At 67.1% G+C, this 17405-nt stretch carries 16 protein-coding genes; 8 read left to right on the top strand and 8 right to left on the bottom strand.

Annotation, left to right across the window (positions count from 1 at the left end):
• Positions 1–172: 172 nt before the first annotated feature.
• The 8 genes from BW38_RS06560 to BW38_RS06595 form a co-directional block, all read right to left on the bottom strand.
• Entirely contained in the window at positions 173–415 is a 243-nt protein-coding gene (locus BW38_RS06560; protein ID WP_006389217.1) for a type B 50S ribosomal protein L31, read from the bottom strand.
• Positions 416–502: 87 nt separating this feature from the next.
• On the bottom strand, positions 503–1441 hold the full coding sequence (locus BW38_RS06565; protein WP_032976990.1) for a nucleoside hydrolase: 939 nt from the start codon (positions 1439–1441) through the stop codon (positions 503–505).
• Positions 1442–2350: 909 nt separating this feature from the next.
• Entirely contained in the window at positions 2351–4462 is a 2112-nt protein-coding gene (gene recG, locus BW38_RS06570) for an ATP-dependent DNA helicase RecG (RefSeq protein ID WP_032976989.1), read from the bottom strand.
• 7 nt (positions 4463–4469) lie between these two features.
• Positions 4470–4856, bottom strand: a complete 387-nt coding sequence (locus BW38_RS06575; protein WP_025874214.1) for a RidA family protein — start codon at positions 4854–4856, stop codon at positions 4470–4472.
• A gap of 197 nt (positions 4857–5053) precedes the next feature.
• Positions 5054–7216, bottom strand: coding sequence for a bifunctional (p)ppGpp synthetase/guanosine-3',5'-bis(diphosphate) 3'-pyrophosphohydrolase (locus BW38_RS06580; RefSeq protein ID WP_025874213.1), 2163 nt, complete (start codon positions 7214–7216; stop codon positions 5054–5056).
• Between the two features lie 106 nt (positions 7217–7322).
• Positions 7323–7622, bottom strand: coding sequence for a DNA-directed RNA polymerase subunit omega (gene rpoZ, locus BW38_RS06585; protein ID WP_005410877.1), 300 nt, complete (start codon positions 7620–7622; stop codon positions 7323–7325).
• A gap of 110 nt (positions 7623–7732) precedes the next feature.
• Positions 7733–8395, bottom strand: coding sequence for a guanylate kinase (gene gmk / locus BW38_RS06590; RefSeq protein WP_032976987.1), 663 nt, complete (start codon positions 8393–8395; stop codon positions 7733–7735).
• Positions 8392–9252, bottom strand: a complete 861-nt coding sequence (locus BW38_RS06595) for a YicC/YloC family endoribonuclease (protein WP_032976986.1) — start codon at positions 9250–9252, stop codon at positions 8392–8394. Before BW38_RS06595 ends, gmk begins: the two co-directional genes overlap by 4 nt.
• 122 nt (positions 9253–9374) lie before the next feature.
• Between BW38_RS06595 and rph the strand changes: the two genes are divergently transcribed.
• The 8 genes from rph (at position 9375) to pepQ (ending at position 17047) form a co-directional block, all read left to right on the top strand.
• Positions 9375–10100 carry a ribonuclease PH gene (rph, locus tag BW38_RS06600; protein ID WP_025874210.1) on the top strand — a complete coding sequence of 242 codons (726 nt, stop codon included), beginning with the start codon at positions 9375–9377 and terminating at the stop codon, positions 10098–10100.
• Entirely contained in the window at positions 10097–10483 is a 387-nt protein-coding gene (locus BW38_RS06605) for a VOC family protein (protein ID WP_025874209.1), read from the top strand. The genes rph and BW38_RS06605 overlap by 4 nt, the downstream gene beginning before the upstream one ends.
• Positions 10483–11085 carry an RdgB/HAM1 family non-canonical purine NTP pyrophosphatase gene (rdgB, locus tag BW38_RS06610; RefSeq protein WP_032976984.1) on the top strand — a complete coding sequence of 201 codons (603 nt, stop codon included), beginning with the start codon at positions 10483–10485 and terminating at the stop codon, positions 11083–11085. Before BW38_RS06605 ends, rdgB begins: the two co-directional genes overlap by 1 nt.
• Positions 11086–11117: 32 nt before the next feature.
• Positions 11118–11612, top strand: a complete 495-nt coding sequence (locus BW38_RS06615; RefSeq protein ID WP_140393531.1) for a hypothetical protein — start codon at positions 11118–11120, stop codon at positions 11610–11612.
• A gap of 34 nt (positions 11613–11646) precedes the next feature.
• A complete protein-coding gene (gene hemW / locus BW38_RS06620) occupies positions 11647–12873 on the top strand; it encodes a radical SAM family heme chaperone HemW (RefSeq protein WP_081794584.1) in 1227 nt (408 codons plus the stop codon).
• A gap of 119 nt (positions 12874–12992) precedes the next feature.
• A complete protein-coding gene (locus BW38_RS06625; RefSeq protein ID WP_032976981.1) occupies positions 12993–15269 on the top strand; it encodes a DUF1631 family protein in 2277 nt (758 codons plus the stop codon).
• Positions 15266–15640 carry a PilZ domain-containing protein gene (locus BW38_RS06630; protein ID WP_025874204.1) on the top strand — a complete coding sequence of 125 codons (375 nt, stop codon included), beginning with the start codon at positions 15266–15268 and terminating at the stop codon, positions 15638–15640. Before BW38_RS06625 ends, BW38_RS06630 begins: the two co-directional genes overlap by 4 nt.
• Positions 15641–15715: 75 nt before the next feature.
• Entirely contained in the window at positions 15716–17047 is a 1332-nt protein-coding gene (gene pepQ / locus BW38_RS06635; RefSeq protein ID WP_025874203.1) for a Xaa-Pro dipeptidase, read from the top strand.
• Positions 17048–17405 lie beyond the last annotated feature (358 nt).

Here is a 17405-nt window from a genome sequence, read left to right as displayed (position 1 = left end):
GAAGTCGTAGACGACAGGCAGCCGGCACCCTGCCAGCGAGCGGCCGGGATCGGCAAAAGCGTTGTCACAAGGACGCAGTGTTCCGTCCATCCAAACGCCCGTTGGGTAGGCGCTGGACAAAAACAAACGGCCGCGCAGAGCGCGGCCGTCGGTTCGAACCGGGAACGACGTATCAGCGCGCGTAGCGCTTCTGGAACTTGTCGATACGGCCCGAGGTGTCGATGACCTTGTGCTTGCCCGTGTAGAACGGGTGCGAAGCCGAGGAAATTTCAACCTTCACCAGCGGGTAGTCGTTGCCGTCTTCCCACTTGATGGTTTCCTTCGTGCTCATGGTCGAGCGGGTCAGGATCTTGAAATCGGAGGTGACGTCATGGAAGACGACGTCGCGGTAGTTCGGATGGATATCGGCCTTCATGGGCTCACACCGTAAATGGGCTGGTGGTCAAGAGCGGCATTATAAGCACTGGTTGCCGCCCGGGGCAACCAGTGCAGGGGGCTGACCTCAGTCCGCACCCAGGGCCTGGCGTACCAGGGCCTCGAAACGCCCTTGGTCGTAGGCCATCAGCAGGTCGCAGTTGTCCGCCTGGCCGGTCTGGCGGTTCCAGTCGACGATGGTCGCGCCGCGGCTGAACGTGCCGTTCAGTTCCACATTCAGCGGCCGCGATTCAACCTGCAGCTGCCCTTCCGGGTTCAGCGCCCAGGCCATGGCCAGCGCGTCGGCGGTATACCAGCGGCCGCCCTTGCTGTCTTCGGACAGGCCACGGGTCTTGCGCGAGATCAGCTCGTAGAAGCGCGCGCGATCGGAATCGGCACCCAGCCACTGCTCGGCTTCGGCCAACGGCAGGCCGTGGGCAACGGTGGCTTCCCAGTCCGACACCAGCAAGTGCGGGAACGCGGTGAACACCACATGCGCGGCTTCCGGATCGAAGGCGATGTTGAATTCGGCGGCGGGGGTGATGTTGCCGTGGCAGGTGACTGCGCCGCCCATCACCACGATGCGCTTGATGCGCTGGGGCAGGGTCGGATCGAGTTTCAGCGCCAGTGCCAGGTTGGTCAGCGGGCCGAGCATCACCAGCATCAGTTCGCCGGCATGCTGGTGCGACAGGCGCAGGATGGCCAGCGCGGCGTGCTCGGCGTCGGCCTGGCGGCTCGGCGGCGGCAGGTCCACATCGCCATAGCCATCGCGGCCATGCACGTGGGCGGCGTCGACGGATGGATGCAGCAGCGGATCGGGGCTGCCGGCGAACACCGGCACGTCGGTGCGGCCGACGATGTCGCAGAGCTTGAGGGCGTTGCGGACGGTGTACTGCAGGCCTACGTTGCCGGCGGCGATGGTCAGGGCGACCACGTCATGCCGTTCATCGGCGAAGGCCATCAGCAGGGCCAGTGCGTCGTCGACACCGGGGTCGGTATCGATCAACAGCGGGATCTTCTTGGTCATCGTTGCCGTCTTCAGATCGGCAACGAAGTGTGGACCGGGATGATGACCGTTGCAAGTACGGGGGTTCGGGTTCGGCCGGGCTGCGCCCGGCACCCGCCGAATCAACGGCAACGGCAACGGCAACGGCAACGGCAGAAGCTGGCATTCCGTGGGATGGCGGGGTGGGTCCGGTGGCGGGGGACGCTGCAAGTACGTCCATGTAAGCTCGGTCGCCGCATCCATGCGGCTCACGCCCCCGCAACCGGACCCACCCCGCCTTCGACAGTTGTCCACTGCTCTTGGTGGGTGTCGACCTTGGTCGACACGGCATGGTCTGCTCTTGGTGGGTATCGACCTTGGTCGACACGGTAGATCCACGCCATGCGTGGATGGACGTCGGCGGGATCGGGAAAGATGACGTAATCGGCGTGCCGGGCGGGGCCGCGCTGCAATTGCAGCGTTTTCGATCTTTCCAACTTTTCTCATTGAGGCCCACAGTCCTTCATGGAAAACATGGGAGGCCATCGACAACGGATGGCACGGGCTTGCAATCCCGTTTGACTGCCTTGTTGTTTACGCTTGCCTGCCGGCGTTGCGCGCGTGTTCCTGCGTGGCGTCCGGCAGGCAATCCGTCCGTGCGTTTTATGGCGGGCGGTGCGTGGGGGCTTCGCGCCCGCCGGCGTTCTTGAGGCCGTCACCGGTATTGCAACCACTCACCGCCCGCCACCCTCGCCTTCGCGTGGGTGGCCTCCTGCCTTGCGCACAAGGACCGCCGACATGACCGCGTCCCGTTATCCCTTCGGGTTGCTGCTGGCATGCCGGGGTTTGGCCGAATACATGGGCACGCAGTTGCCGGCAGCGTAGGAAATGCAGGGGTCGGATCCGTTGGTCGCAGGACAAGGGCTCTGACCCCGGCCGGCTGCCCGATCCTTACGCCGAGGCGTAGCGCACGGCCGTACCGATCCAGCGCTGCACCATGCGATCTGCAAGCGCCGGTTGCTGCGCCAGCAGGCGTTCGGCCAGCGCATGCACGCCCGGCAGCAGGCCGGCATCGCGGGCCAGATCGGCAATGCGGAAACCGGCCAGGCCCGTCTGCCGGGTGCCCAGCAGTTCGCCGGGCCCGCGCAGCTCCAGATCCTTCTCGGCAATGACGAAACCGTCGTTGGTTTCGCGCATGGTCTGCAGGCGTTCGCGTGCCATCTGCGAAAGCGGTGCCTGGTACAGCAGCACGCAGCGCGACACCGCCGAACCACGGCCGACGCGGCCACGCAGCTGGTGCAGCTGGGCCAGGCCCAAGCGCTCGGCGTTCTCGATCACCATCAGCGAGGCGTTGGGCACGTCCACGCCGACTTCGATCACGGTGGTGGCCACCAGCAGGTCGATGTCGCCGGCCTTGAACGCGACCATCGTCGCCAGCTTCTCGGCCGCTTTCAGCCGGCCATGCACCAGCCCCACGCGCACGCCCGGCAGCAGCGCCTGCAGCGATTCGTAGGTGGCCTGTGCCGGGGTGGCATCCAGTTCTTCGCTTTCTTCGATGAGCGTGCACACCCAGTACACCTGCCGCCCTTCGCGGCAGGCCAGGGCGATGCGCTCGATCAGCTCGGGGCGGCGATCGTTGTTCAGTGCCACGGTCTGCACCGGCGTGCGGCCCGGCGGCAGTTCGTCGATGGCCGATACATCCAGGTCGGCGTATTCGGACATCGCCAGCGTGCGCGGAATCGGCGTGGCGGTCATCACCAGCTGGTGCGGCACGTTGTTGCCGCCCTTGCCCTTGTCGCGCAGCGCCAGGCGCTGGTGAACGCCGAAGCGGTGCTGCTCATCGACGATGGCCAGCGCCAGATCGTGGAATACCACCGCCTCCTGCATCAGTGCGTGGGTACCCACCACCACCTGCGCTTCGCCGTTGGCAACCTGTTCCATCACCTTCGCGCGCGCCTTGCCGGTGACCTTGCCGGCCAGCCAGGCGATGCGCACGCCCAACGGCTCCAGCCAGCCGCGCAGGTTGTTGAGATGCTGTTCGGCCAGCAGTTCGGTGGGGGCGGCCAGTGCGACCTGCTTGCCCTGCTCCACCGCCAGCATCGCTGCCAATGCCGCCACCACGGTCTTGCCCGAGCCGACATCGCCCTGCACCAGCCGCAGCATCGGGCTGGGGCGCGCAAGGTCTTCGCGGATCTGCTTGAACACGCGTGCCTGCGCGCCGGTCAACGCGAACGGCAGCTGCTTCAACAACGCCTTGGCCAGCTTGCCGGGACCGGCCAGCGGCGGCGCGTGATGCGCCTGCAGCGCAATGCGCTGGCGACGCAGGCTGAGGTGGTGCGCCAGCAGTTCTTCCATTGCCAGCCGGCGCTGCGCTGGATGGGTACCGGCGGCAAGTGCGGCCAGGTCTGCATCCGGTGGTGGCTGATGCACGGTCAGCAGCGCACTGCGCAGCGATGGCAGGCCGAGGCCCTCGAGCCAGCCGGTCGGCAGCAGTTCCAGCGTGCTTTCTTCCGGCAGGCGATCAAGCGCCTGGCCGATCAGCTTGCGCATCGTCATCGGGCCGACGCCTTCGACGGTGGGATACACCGGGTCGAGGCGGTCGCCGAGATCGGGATCGTCGTTGCGGCCCAGCACCTGGTAACTGGGATGGACAATCTCCAACCCGAGGTGCCCCGGTTTGGGCGTACCAAAGCAGCGCAGGCGGTTGCCGACCGCGAACTGGCCGACCTGCTGCTGGCGGAAATGGAAGAAGCGCAGCACCAGGGTGCCCTGCCCTTCATCCTCCACTGCCACTTTCAGCATCGGCCGGTAGCGCATGCCGCGCTCGACGGCCACCACCCGCACTTCCACCTGCGCCGGAATGCCGTTGCGCAGGTCTTCGATGCGGGTCAGCCGGGTACGGTCTTCATAGCGCAGCGGCAGGTGCAGCCAGAGATCCTGCAGGGTGGCCAGGCCACGCGCCTGCAGCTTGGCGGCCACGGCCGGCCCGACGCCGGCGAGCATCGCAAGCGATGCTTCACCGGACGGTGCCAGTGCCGGGGTGACCGCCGCCTTGCGTGCCACGTGGCGGTCAGTCGATGACCATCACCGCGTCGACCTCGAAGTTGGCGCCCTTCGGCAGGCCGGAGACTTCGATGGTGGAACGGGCCGGGAACGGGGCCTGGAAGTAGTCCTGCATCACCGCGTTGACCTTGGCGAATTCGGCCAGGTCGGTCAGGTACAGGCCCAGGCGCACGACCTTGTCCAGCGAACCGCCGGCGGCTTCGGCCACGGCCTTGAGGTTGTCGAAGGCACGACGGGCCTGCGCTTCGACGTCACCGACGCCGACGATGTCGCCGGTGGCCGGGTCGAGCGGAATCTGGCCGGAGAAATACACGGTGTTGCCGGCGCGCACGGCCTGCGAGTACGGGCCGATGGCGGCCGGGGCCTTTTCGGTGTTGATGATCTGGCGGGACATGGGTCGCTCCGGTGCGTTGGGGGAAAACAGAGCGGTGATTGTACCGGGTGGGGGCAATGTCGGCTGGGGTCGGATCCTCTTCCCGTTGGGAAACAGCGCGGATCCGGTAGCGCCGGGCCATGCCCGGCGGCATTTGATTCATGCCGCGCCGCGCGCTCGCCGAGCATGGCCCGGCGCTACCAGAGTACGCGCAGGATCTACTGCCGGCGAACGGCCTGCACGACCGACAGGCGGCGCAGGCGACGCATCACTTCGGCCAGATGGTTGCGGTCGCGCACCTGGATGTTGAACGCCAGCACTGCGGCGTTGAAATCGCGGTCCAGGTAATCCACGCGCTCGATGTTGGAGTGGCTCTGCGCGATCGCAGCGGCCAGCTGTGCGAGCACGCCGGTGCCGTTCTCCACTTCCACCACCAGCGAGGTGTCGTAGTCGCCGGATACGGTGGTATCCCAGCCGATCAGCACCCAACGCTCGGGCGACTTGCGCAGTTCGGCCAGGTTCGGGCAATCCATGCGGTGCACCACGATGCCCTTGCCGGCGGTGTGGTAGCCCATGATGTCGTCGCCCGGAATGGGCTGGCAGCAGCCGGCGAAGGTGACCACGCCACGCTCGCTGCCGTTGATCAGGATCTTTTCCTGCGAGCTGTGGCGCGAATGCGCGCCGCCGCGCAGTTCGGCGTAGGCCATCAGTGCCTGCGCAGCCTGGGTCGGCATCCAGTTGCCCAGCGCGACTTCCGCCAGCAGGGCCTCCAGGCGCGGGAACCGGTGTTCGGCCAGGAAGGCATCCAGGCGGCCCTTGGGCAGGCGCTCCAGCGAGCTGTCCATCGCCTCCAGCGCGCGGTCGAGCATGCGGTGGCCCAACTGCACGGCGTCTTCGTGCTCCAGCTGCTTGAGCTGGTGGCGGATGGCGGTGCGCGCCTTGCTGGTCACCACGAATTCGAGCCACTGCGGCTTGGGCGTGGCCGAGCGCGCGGTGATGATCTCCACCGACTGCCCGGACACCAGCTTGGTACGCAGTGGCACCAGTTTCTTGTCCACGCGCGAGGCCACGGCCATGTTGCCGACGTCGGTATGCACGGCGTAGGCGAAGTCGAGCGCGGTGGAATTGCGCGGCAGGGCCAGGATCTTGCCCTTGGGGGTGAACAGGTAGACCTCGTCCGGGAACAGGTCGACCTTGACGTTGTCGAGGAACTCCAGCGACGAACCGGCGGCCCGCTGCGAATCGATCAGTTCGACGATCCAGGCGTGGGCGCGGCTCTGCGCGCTGTTGGGCGAATCACCGCCGAACTTGTAGGTCCAGTGCGCAGCCACGCCGCGCTCGGCGATCAGGTCCATTTCCTCGGTGCGGATCTGCACCTCGATCGGCGAACCATACGGGCCGAACAGCACCGTGTGCAGCGACTGGTAGCCGTTGGCCTTGGGAATGGCGATGAAATCGCGGAAGCGCCCATCGAGCGGCTTGAACGCGGCATGCACCGCGCCCAGCGAGTGGTAGCACTGCGGTACGCCGCGTACCACCAGGCGGAAGCCGAACACATCCATCACCTGGTCGAAGGATTTGTTCTCGTCGCGCATCTTGTTGTAGATGCTCCACGGGGTCTTGATGCGGCTGACCAGGCGGTGCTCGATGCCTTCCTTGGCCAAGCGCTGCGACAGCTGCACTTCCACCTGCGCCAGCGCCTCGCGGCGCACGACCGGCTGGCTGCGGATGTGCTTTTCCAGGATCGCGTGGCGCCACGGGTACAGCGCCTTGAAGCCAAGGTTCTGCAGTTCGCTCTTGACCAGGCTCATGCCCAGCCGCTGAGCGATCGGGGCGTAGATCTCCAACGTCTCGCGGGCGATGCGCCCACGCGCTTCGCGGCTCTGCGCGCCCAGCGTGCGCATGTTGTGCAGGCGGTCGGCCAGCTTGATCATGATCACGCGCAGGTCGCGCGACATCGCCAGCAGCATCTTGCGGAAGCTCTCGGCGGCCGCTTCCTGGCGGTCGCGGAACTTCAGCTTGTCCAGCTTGGTGACGCCGTCCACCAGTTCGGCCACGGCTTCGCCGAACTCGGCCGACAGGGCCTCGCGGGTCAGCGGGGTGTCTTCGATGGTGTCGTGCAGGATCGCGGCGATCAGCGCTTCCACGTCCAGGCCGAGCTCGGCCAGCACCTGGGCCACGGCCACCGGATGGGTGATGTAGGGTTCGCCCGACTTGCGCGTCTGCCCAGCGTGCGCGGAGGCGCCGACTTCCCACGCACGGCGCAGCAGCGGCAGCTGCTCGGGCGGCAGGTAGTGGGCGGCGCGTTCGAGCTGGAGGACGTAATCGGGTACGGCGGCAGCGGGGACTGCGGCGACCTTGGCAGTGGGGCCTGGGTTCATGGCCAAAGCCTATGCCAGCGCGACGTTTACGGCAAACCCTGAATGCGAAACAGCCCGCACGGGGCGGGCTGTTCGGCGTATCCAGCAATGACGTTGATCGATGCGATCAATCGTCGTTCTTGGACATGTCTTCGTCGGCGACCACTTCGGCGGCGGCCCACTCCAGCGCTTCGCGCTCGGCGCGCTCACGCTCGGCCTTCTCGACTTCGTCGATCAGCGCGTTGTCGATCTTGCGGGCAGCGATTTCGCGCAGCGCCAGCACGGTCGGCTTGTCCTCGGTCTCGCTGTTGTCCAGCGTGGCCTGCACGCCATTGGCGAGCTGACGGGCGCGCTTGGAGGCCATCATCACCAGCTCGAAACGGTTGTTAACGACTTCCAGGCAATCTTCTACGGTAATGCGGGCCATACGGGCTCCCGGCGACCGGTCGGCCGCTCAGTCGAATGAGGGAAAGGGGACGGAGTGTACTGGCAGGGGCTGGACAAAATCAAGCCAACCCCCACCGGACCCTTTAGGAATCAATCAGTTGAACCCGCATCCGGGGTCAGCAGGGCCTGGATCAGGCCGGCATGGCGGACCTTCTGGGCGTCCCGGCGCAGGCGGCTGGCGGTGAAGATCGCACACAGTTCGTCCACGGCGGTGTCGAACACTTCATTGACGATGACGTAGTCGAACTCGTTGAAGTGCAGCATTTCATCGCGGGCGGCGCCCAGGCGCTGGGCGATGACCGCCTCGCTGTCCTGGCCACGCTTGCGCATGCGGTCCTGCAGGGCCTGCTTGGACGGCGGCAGGATGAACACCGTCACCGTGCCCGGCACCAGCTGGCGCACCTGCTGCGCGCCCTGCCAGTCGATTTCCAGCAGCACGTCCTGGCCGGCGGCCAGCTGCGGCTCCACCGACTGCCGGGCGGTGCCCTTCCAGTCACCATGCACCCAGGCGTGTTCGAAGAAATCGCCGGCGGCGATCATTTCCTCGAACTTCTCGGCGCTGACGAAGTGGTAGTGCTGGCCGTTCACTTCACCCGGGCGCATGGCGCGCGAGGTGAACGAGATCGACAGGGCAATCTGCGGGTCGCGCGCCAGGGTGGCGTTGACGATGCTGCTCTTGCCGGCGCCGGAGGGCGCTGCAACGATGTACAGCGTGCCGCGTGCGATCGCGGCCGGGGGCGTGGAAATGCTCATTCGATGTTCTGCACCTGCTCGCGGATCTGGTCGATCAGCACCTTCAGCTCGACGGCGGCGTTGGACGTGCGGCTGTCCACCGACTTGGAGCCAAGCGTGTTGGCCTCGCGGTTGAACTCCTGCAGCAGGAAGTCCAGGCGGCGGCCGACCGGTTCACGCTGCTTGAGCACGCGGCGGATCTCGACGATATGGCTGGACAGGCGATCCAGCTCCTCGTCCACGTCCAGCTTCTGCAGCCACATCACCAGTTCCTGCTCGGCGCGGCCCGGATCAACCGGATGCGGCAGGTCGGCCAGGCGAGCGGCGAGCTTGGTGCGCTGGCCGTCGCGAATGGCGGGAATCAGCGTACGGACCTCCGCGGCGATGCGCTCGATGGCATCCACGCGCTCGGCGATGGCGGTGGCCAGCGTATTGCCTTCACGCTCGCGGGCGGCGATGAAGCCCTCCAGCACCTGGTCCAGCAGCGCCAGCGCTTCAATCTGCAGGGCTGCCGCATCGGTGGCCTCACCCTGGGTGACGCCCGGCAGCTGCAGCAGGTCGGTGAAGCTGACCTGCAGGTTGGGAAAATCGGAGGTCAGCCGGTGTGCCAACTGGCCCAGCTGGCCCAGCAGCACCTCGTTGACCTGCAGGCTGGCGGCCGAGTCCGGCGCGCGCAGGCGCATCACCAGATCCAGCTTGCCACGGCTCAGGCGCGCGGAAATGCGTTCGCGCAGCTGCGGTTCCAATGCGCGCAGTTCCTCGGGCAGGCGCGTGCCCACTTCCAGGAAGCGGTGGTTGACCGAGCGCAGCTCGCAGCCCAGCGTTCCCCACGGGGTGGAGCGCTCGCCGCCGGCATAGGCCGTCATGCTTCGAATCATGGATGTATCCGGTGCTTGCAAAGGGGGAATGGTACCCTAGCGGTCTCTTTTGAGCCCCTTTCCCCGCCCCGTGAAGGCCGCGGGGATGGTGGCGTACTCCCTTTCCCTACGGAACCTGCCCCATGTCCGATTTCCGCCCCAGTGGCCGTCAGCCCGATCAGCTGCGCCCGGTCGTCATCCAGCGCGGTTTCACCCGCCACGCCGAAGGTTCGGTGCTGGTCTGCTTCGGTGAAACCCGCGTGCTGTGCACGGCCAGCATCGAGAACCGGGTGCCGGGCTTCCTGCGTGGCAAGGGCGAAGGCTGGGTGACCGCCGAGTACGGCATGCTGCCGCGCGCCACCCACACCCGCAGCGACCGCGAAGCCGCACGCGGCAAGCAGGGCGGCCGCACGCTGGAGATCCAGCGCCTGATCGGTCGCAGCCTGCGCGCCTGCGTGGACCGCAACGCACTGGGCGAACGCACCATCACCCTGGACTGCGACGTGCTGCAGGCCGACGGCGGCACCCGTACCGCGGCCATCACCGGCGCCTACGTGGCCCTGGTCGATGCGGTGAACGTACTGATGAAGCGCGGCGACATCAAGCGCAATCCGATCCTCGGCGCGGTGGCGGCGGTATCGGTCGGCGTCTACCGCGGCACCCCGGTGCTGGACCTGGACTACGCCGAAGACAGCGACTGCGACACCGACATGAACGTGGTGATGAACGACGGTGGCGGCTTCATCGAACTGCAGGGCACCGCCGAAGGCCATGCCTTCCGCCGTGACGAGCTCGATGCCCTGCTGGGCCTGGCCGAGAAGGGCGTGACCGAGCTGCTGGCCGCGCAGCAGGCAGCGCTGTCGGCATGAACCGGCGCATTGCCCTGACCACCCTGGTGGTGGCCGACTATGACGAGGCCATCGCCTGGTACACCGGCAAGCTCGGCTTCCAGCTGCTGGACGACATCGACCAGGGCAGCAAGCGCTGGGTGGTGGTCGGCCCGACCGATGGCAGCGCCGCCGCCCTGCTGCTGGCCCGCGCCAGCGACGACGAGCAGCGCAGTCGTATCGGCAACCAGACCGGTGGCCGCGTCGGCTTCTTCCTCAATACCGATGATTTCCGCCGCGACCACGCGGCGATGCTGGCTGCCGGTGTCCAGTTCCTGGAAGAACCGCGCGAAGAACCCTACGCCACGGTCGCGGTGTTCCGCGACCTGTACGGCAACACCTGGGACCTGTTGGAGCCCCGCTGATGAAGAAGCTTGTCCTGGCCAGCCACAACGCTGGCAAGCTGGTGGAAATGCAGGAAATCCTCGCCGACCTGCCGCTGCAGATCACTTCGGCCGCCGAACTGGGCCTGGGCGATGTGGAAGAGACCGGCCTGACCTTCGTCGAGAACGCGCTGCTGAAGGCGCGCGCGGCCTGCGAAGCGAGCGGCCTGCCGGCGCTGGCCGATGATTCGGGCCTGATCGTCGATGCCCTCGGCGGTGCACCGGGCCTGTACAGCGCGCGCTATGCCGGTCACCCGACCAATGCGGCGGCCAACAATGCCAAGCTGCTGGAAGCGATGGCCGACATCGCCGATGGCCAGCGCAGCGCCCGCTTCTACGCCGTGATCGTGCTGCTGCGCCATGCCACCGACCCGCAGCCGCTGATCTGCGAAGGCCGCTGGGAAGGTCAGATCATCCGCGAACTTCGCGGTACCAATGGATTCGGCTACAACCCGGTGTTCCTGGACACCACCCACGGCCTGACTGCTGCGGAAATGGAACCGGCGTTGAAGAACGCCATCAGCCATCGCGCCATCGCCCTGCAGCAGCTCAAGCAGCAGCTCAAGCAGCAGTTCGCGGCCTGAACCAGCATCCGACAGGAGACTCAAGGATGACAGTGAAGCGCTACCGCACCGGAATGGAACTGGTGCAACTGCTTGCCGTACTGGGGCTGATCAGTGGTGCGATCTTTGGCGGCATGTTGGCGTGGACAGGGAAGGAATCCTGGTGGGCGGTACCGGTGGTTGCGCTGGTCGGCATGACCGTCATCACGCTCATCGGCGCGCCCATCATGTGGCAGCGCGTCGAACTGGACGCTGCTGCCGGCCACATGCGCTATCACAACATCGGCAGCCTGCATCGGTGGCGCCATGTGGCGTTGGTGGACGTGCTGGAAGTACGGCTTGACAGTTTTGCCGACAAGCGCAAGGCCATGGTCTCCGGTCTCCATCTGTGCATGCGCAATGGCTGCAGTCCGGCGCGCCACCGTTTGATGGACAACGCTATAGGCAGCTACAAAGGGCCCTCGCCCTTCTTCCGCCAGATTGCCGCTGCCGTGCTTCGCGCGCAGCCGCGCTCCCTGGTCGACCCTCTTCTACGGGCGGCGGACTGATCTGCCGCTCCCCCACGTCCGCATCACGCCAGCCATGACGCACGCCCACGACCACGACCACTGCAACCACCTGCCCGGCGAGTCCTGCGACCACGACGCCCCGCCACGTCTGGTGCCACCGCCGCTGGCGCTGTACGTGCATCTGCCGTGGTGTGTGCGCAAGTGCCCGTACTGCGACTTCAACTCGCACCAGGCCAAGGGCGAACTGCCCTTCGATGCCTACATCGATGCGCTGGTGCGCGACCTCGACCAGGACCTGCCGCTGGTCTGGGGCCGGGTGGTCAGCAGCGTGTTCTTCGGGGGTGGCACGCCCAGCCTGTTCCCGCCCGAGGCGATCGACCGCTTCCTGCAGCAGGCCAGTGCCCGCCTGCGCTTTGCGCCGAATGCCGAGATCACTCTGGAAACCAACCCGGGTACCGCCGAGCACGGTCGCTTTGATCGCTACCGCGCGGCCGGGGTCAACCGCCTCAGCTTCGGCATCCAGAGTTTCGATGATGCCGCGCTGAAACGACTGGGCCGCATCCACGACAGTGGCGAGGCCGAGCGCGCGGTGAAGATGGCGCAGGACGCGGGCTACGACAACTTCAACATCGACCTGATGTACGCACTGCCGGAGCAGACCCTGGCCGGTGCCGAGGCCGATCTGGAACGCGCGTTCGCGTTGCAGCCGGCCCACATCTCGCACTACCAGCTGACCCTGGAACCAAACACCGTGTTCTTCGCGCGGCCGCCGCAGGGCATCCCCGATGAAGACCATGCCTGGGACATGCAGGAACACTGCCAGGCGCTGCTGGCGCAGGCCGGTTTCGGCCAGTACGAGGTGAGTGCCTATGCCCGCCCCGGCCGGCAGAGCGCGCACAATCTGAATTACTGGCGTTTTGGTGACTACCTCGGCATTGGTGCCGGCGCACACGGCAAGATCAGTTCCGGTGCCGAGGAACACGTGCTGCGACGCTGGAAGCACAAGCACCCGCAGACGTTCATGGATACCGCAGGCACGGCCGCATCGTTCGGAGGTGACGAAGTGATCGCCGCCGAGCGCCTGCCGTTCGAGTACATGCTCAACCTGCTGCGCCTGCACGAAGGGTTCAGCCTGCGCGACTTCGAATCGCGCACCGGCCTGGCCCGCAGCGTGCTGGACACACCACTGCGCGAAGCAGTGCAGCGTGGCTGGCTGGTGGTGGCAGACGGGCACGTGCAGCCGACCGAACTGGGCCGGCGCTTCACCAACGATGTGGTCAGCCTGTTCCTGGAAGCATGATCTGCTGCGGCGCCGCCATCGCAGGCGGCCCTGAATGGATCCATCGCTAAAGTAGCGCCTTCACCGGCCGACACGGTAGATTCCAAGATCGATCCGCGGGAATCCGGACCCCCTCGCCGATGTCTGCTGTCTTTTCCCTTTCCAGTGCCGACACTGCCCGCCTGGCCGCAGCCGACCTGCCGCCGCGCGTGCGCGAGCTGCTGGGCGCGTTGATCGGCCTGTGCCACCAGGCCCTGACGGCACCGCTGATCCTGACCGTGGAAGCGCTGGAGCAGACCCTGCTGCATGACGCCGACCATGCCCGCAACCCGCAACAGCAGGCCGACCTGCTGGCACAGCGCGGCCAGCTGCATGCGTTCGCCGGCCACTTCAGCGACCGCATGCTCGATGCGCTGGCCGATGCGCTTGCGCGGCTGCGTGAACCGATCACCCCGGTCGTGGCCGCCACCACGCCACCGCCCTTGCCCGGCATGCTGGGGTTGAGCCTGGTCGCCGAGCATGAAGTCGACCGCGACCTGCTGCTGACCGAAATGGTGCGCCGGGAAACCCTGCGTTCGGCCAACGCCTTGAACCTGCTGGGCCAGCGCCTGGGTGTTGTTGCCGGCGCACCAGCCTTTGAAGCTGACACCCTGCCCCTGGCACCGCAGGCCCTGTGCGCGATGGTGCGGAAGCTGGCCGAGCAGGATGCCCTCAGCGCCGAGGTACAGATGGCGCTGTACCGCAGCTTCGAGCGGCAGGTACTGGAGCGGCTGGGCAATGTGCTCGACCGCGCCAATGCGCTGCTGGCACAGCACGGCATCCTGCCGGGCCTGGTCTACACCCCGTACCTGGCACGTTCTTCGAGCACCCGCCGGATCATCACCCAGTCGGTCGGCAGCGACCGCAGTGGACGCCCGTCTCCGCGCGTGCCCACGCCGATGACCGGCTGGGGCGGCTCGGCACCGCCCGGCTCGTGGTCGACGTTGATGCAGGACGCCTTCGCTGATGCGGACGCGCCCGGCGCGTCGGCCGGCATGACGGTACCGGCCAGCAGCGTGCTGCACGAGATGCTGCAACAGGCGCGGCAGATCCCGCAGCCAGCGGCCGATCCAGCGGCCCTGCCCAGTGCAGCGGTTGATGCCGTGCTGGCGCGCCTGCAGGGGCAGGCCAGCGCCGCCAGCGCCATGACCGATCTGCAGGCCGCCGTGGTCGCCCAGCTGCGCAGCGAACATGGCGCGCAGGCCAGCCTTGGCAGCCACGACCGCGACAACCTCGATCTGCTGCGCCTGCTGCTGCAGCAGGTGCAGCAGCAGCAACGGCCGGACCCGGTGCCAGCCGCCCTGCTCGCGCGCCTGCAGGTACCGCTGGCGCGCGCAGCGATGGCCGACCCGGGCTTCTTCGTGCGCGACGAACATCCGGCACGCGAACTGCTCAACCATGTCGCTGAAGCCGGCGCCAGCTGGCTCGGCGATGACGATGTCGATCCGCAGCTGCTGCAGCGGCTGGCGCAGAGCGTGCAGGGCCTGCTCGGCCAGGATGCACGCACGCCCGAGGCCTTTGCCGCCGCCAACGACGAGATACAGCAGCACCAGCGCGCCGCCGCGCACCGCGCCGAGCTGGCCGAGCGCCGTCACGTGGAAGCCGCACGCGGCAAGGAGCGGCTGGAACTTGCGCGACGCCAGGCCAATGCGCAGATCGACCAGTGCTGCGATACGCAGGAGCCGCCGCGCTTCGTGCAGACACTACTGCGCCAGGCGTGGGCAGATGCATTGACGCTGACCCGCCTGCGCCACGGCGATGATTCGCCGCAATGGCAGGAGCGCCTGCAGCAGACCGAACGCATCGCGGCGATCACGGCCGAGGCCGCAAGCGAAAGCAGCGCGACCGACGCTGCGCTGGCTGCCGAGGTTGAATCGGCCCTGCTGCAGGTGGGCTACCACGCAGAGGAGGCGGCTGCCGTCGCGCGCCGCCTGTCCACGCCGGGTGGCGAAGACGAAAGCACCTCGCGCACCGAGCTCAGTGCACGCCTGAAGGCCCGTGCACGGCTGGGCGAACACACCGGCGCACAGGCCCTGGCAAGCGACGCCGCACCGCGCAGCGAGGCCGAGGAGGCCAGTTACCAGCAGCTGTGCGCGCTGCCCTTCGGCAGCTGGTTCGATATCGACGATGGCGAAGGCGCGCTGCGCCGCCAGCGCCTGTCCTGGTACAGCCTGCTGACCGGTCATGTGCTGCTGGTCAACGCGCGCGGGCAGAAGATCGGCGAAACCACCCTGGATGCCCTCGCCCGGCAGATGGCCGCCGGACGCGCGCAGCTGGTCACCGAAGACAAGGGCCGTCTGGTCGACCGCGCCTGGCAGGCCAGCCTGAGCGCACTGCGCACGCTGGCCGGACGTCGCCCGCAGGAGCCCAAGGCATGAGTACGCAACCGCCCGTTGATACCCGCCGCGCGCCGCGCCGGCAGGTGTCCGATCTGGTACCGGTGACCGACCAGATGCGCGACAGCGTGGTCGGCCGGCTTGGCAACGTGTCCGAGACCGGCATGCTGATGCTGGCCAGCGCCGCGCTGCGCGACGACGCGCTGTATCAGTTGCGCTTCCCGTTGCCATTGGCCGATGGCCGCAGCGAGTGGATCGACGTCGGCGTACACCTGCTGTGGAGCGAACCGGCGCATGCCCCCGGCCAGAGCTGGGCAGGCTTCCGCTTCCTGACCCTGTCACGCGAGCATCGGCAGCTGCTGCGCCGGTGGATCGGCGAAGACAGCGACGAGGCACCGGTTTCGACGGGCTGAGTGCCGGTTCCGGCACAGCGGATTGCGTCGGTATCCGGCAGAATCTAGGGCCGTTTTCCGTGTCGAGCCACCGCAATGATCCAGCAAGACCCCGGCGCCCTGTATCCCGACCACCTGGCCGTGCTGTGCCGACGCGCCGAGCAGGCGCTGGCACGCGGCGGCTTCGACCACCTGGTGGTGCCCAGCGGCACCCTGCACTACCAGGTCTTCGACGATCGTGACTATCCGTACGCGGTCAACCCGCAGTTCAAGGCTTGGCTGCCGCTGACCCGTGTACCCAACAGCTGGATCGTGTTCACCCCGGGCAAGCGTCCAGCGGTGATCTTCCACCAGCCGTTCGACTACTGGCATGTGGTGCCGGATGCACCGAGCGGCTGGTGGGTCGAGCACTTCGACATCCATATCATCCGCACGCCGGACGAAGCGCTGGCACTGCTGCCGCCCGACCCGGCGCGCTGCGCGATCCTGGGTGAGCCGCAGAGCGCGCTGGGCGCGTATGTGCCCAACAATCCGGCGCCGGTGGTGAACTACCTGGAATGGCACCGCGGCAGCAAGACGCCGTACGAAATCGCCCTGATGCGCCAGGCGCAGGTGCTCGGCGTGCGCGGCCATCGCGCGGCCGAAGCGGCGTTCCGCAACGGCGCCGACGAGTTCAGCATCCACATGGCGTACTGCCAGGCCGTGGGCCAGGACGCCACCGAGCTGCCGTACGGCAACATCGTGGCCTTGAACGAGCATGCGGCGGTGCTGCATTACACCGAACTGGGCCGCAAGGCACCGCAGCCGCTGCGCAGCTTCCTGATCGATGCCGGCGCCAGCGCGCACGGCTATGCCAGCGACATCACCCGCACCTACGCCGCCGCCGGCCATGACGAGTTCGCGGCGATGATCGAAGCGGTCGATGCCGCGCAGCAGACGATGTGCGCGGCCGTGCGCCCGGGCTTCGACTACAAGCAGCTGCACGTGGATGCGCACCTGTCGCTGATGGGCGTGCTGAAAGACTTCGGCGTGATCAAGGTATCGCCGCAGACTGCGCTGGAAACCGGCGTCAGCGCCGCGTTCTTCCCGCATGGCATCGGCCACCTGATCGGCCTGCAGGTGCATGACGTGGCCGGTTTCGCGGCCAGCGATGAAGGCGGCCGCATCGAGCGTCCCGCCGGCCATCCGTACCTGCGCCTGACCCGCGTGCTGGAGCCGGGCATGGTGGTGACGATCGAGCCGGGCCTGTACTTCATCGACATGCTGTTGAACGAAGTGAAGGCCGCCGGTCATGGCGATGCGATCAACTGGGAGCGTGTGGACTTCTTCCGTCCGTACGGCGGCATCCGCATTGAAGACGAAGTGCTGTGCACTGATGGCGAAGCGGACAACCTGACGCGCCCGGTGTTTGCGGCGGCCAACGGCTGAGCCCCTCGTGGTTGGATGCTGAAATCAAAAGCCGCGGTTGGTGGGGCGGGTGGGCCATGCAGGGGACGCTGCAAGTACGTCCCTGTAAGCTCGATGGCGCCATCCATGGCGCCAACGCCCCTGCATGGCCCACCCGCCCCACCTTTGACAGTTCCTTGCGCGCGTCCAACCACGGAAAAGAAAAAAGAAAAGCAGGAGCGGGTCGCTTGCTGCGCTCGCTCCGTGTCGACCAAGGTCGACACCTACCAATAGTCCCGCGTGCCGACAACCGCCGTTACCAACAGCCGCGGGAAACTGTCGAAGGCGGGGTACTGTGGGTTTGCGGGGTGTGAGCCGCATGGATGCGGCGACCAAGCCT

The organism is Stenotrophomonas sp. RIT309, assembly GCF_000632045.1.
GTDB classification, from domain to species: domain Bacteria; phylum Pseudomonadota; class Gammaproteobacteria; order Xanthomonadales; family Xanthomonadaceae; genus Stenotrophomonas; species Stenotrophomonas indicatrix.
Note: the sequence above shows the minus strand (reverse complement) of the source record. Positions and strands in the feature narration are given on the sequence as shown.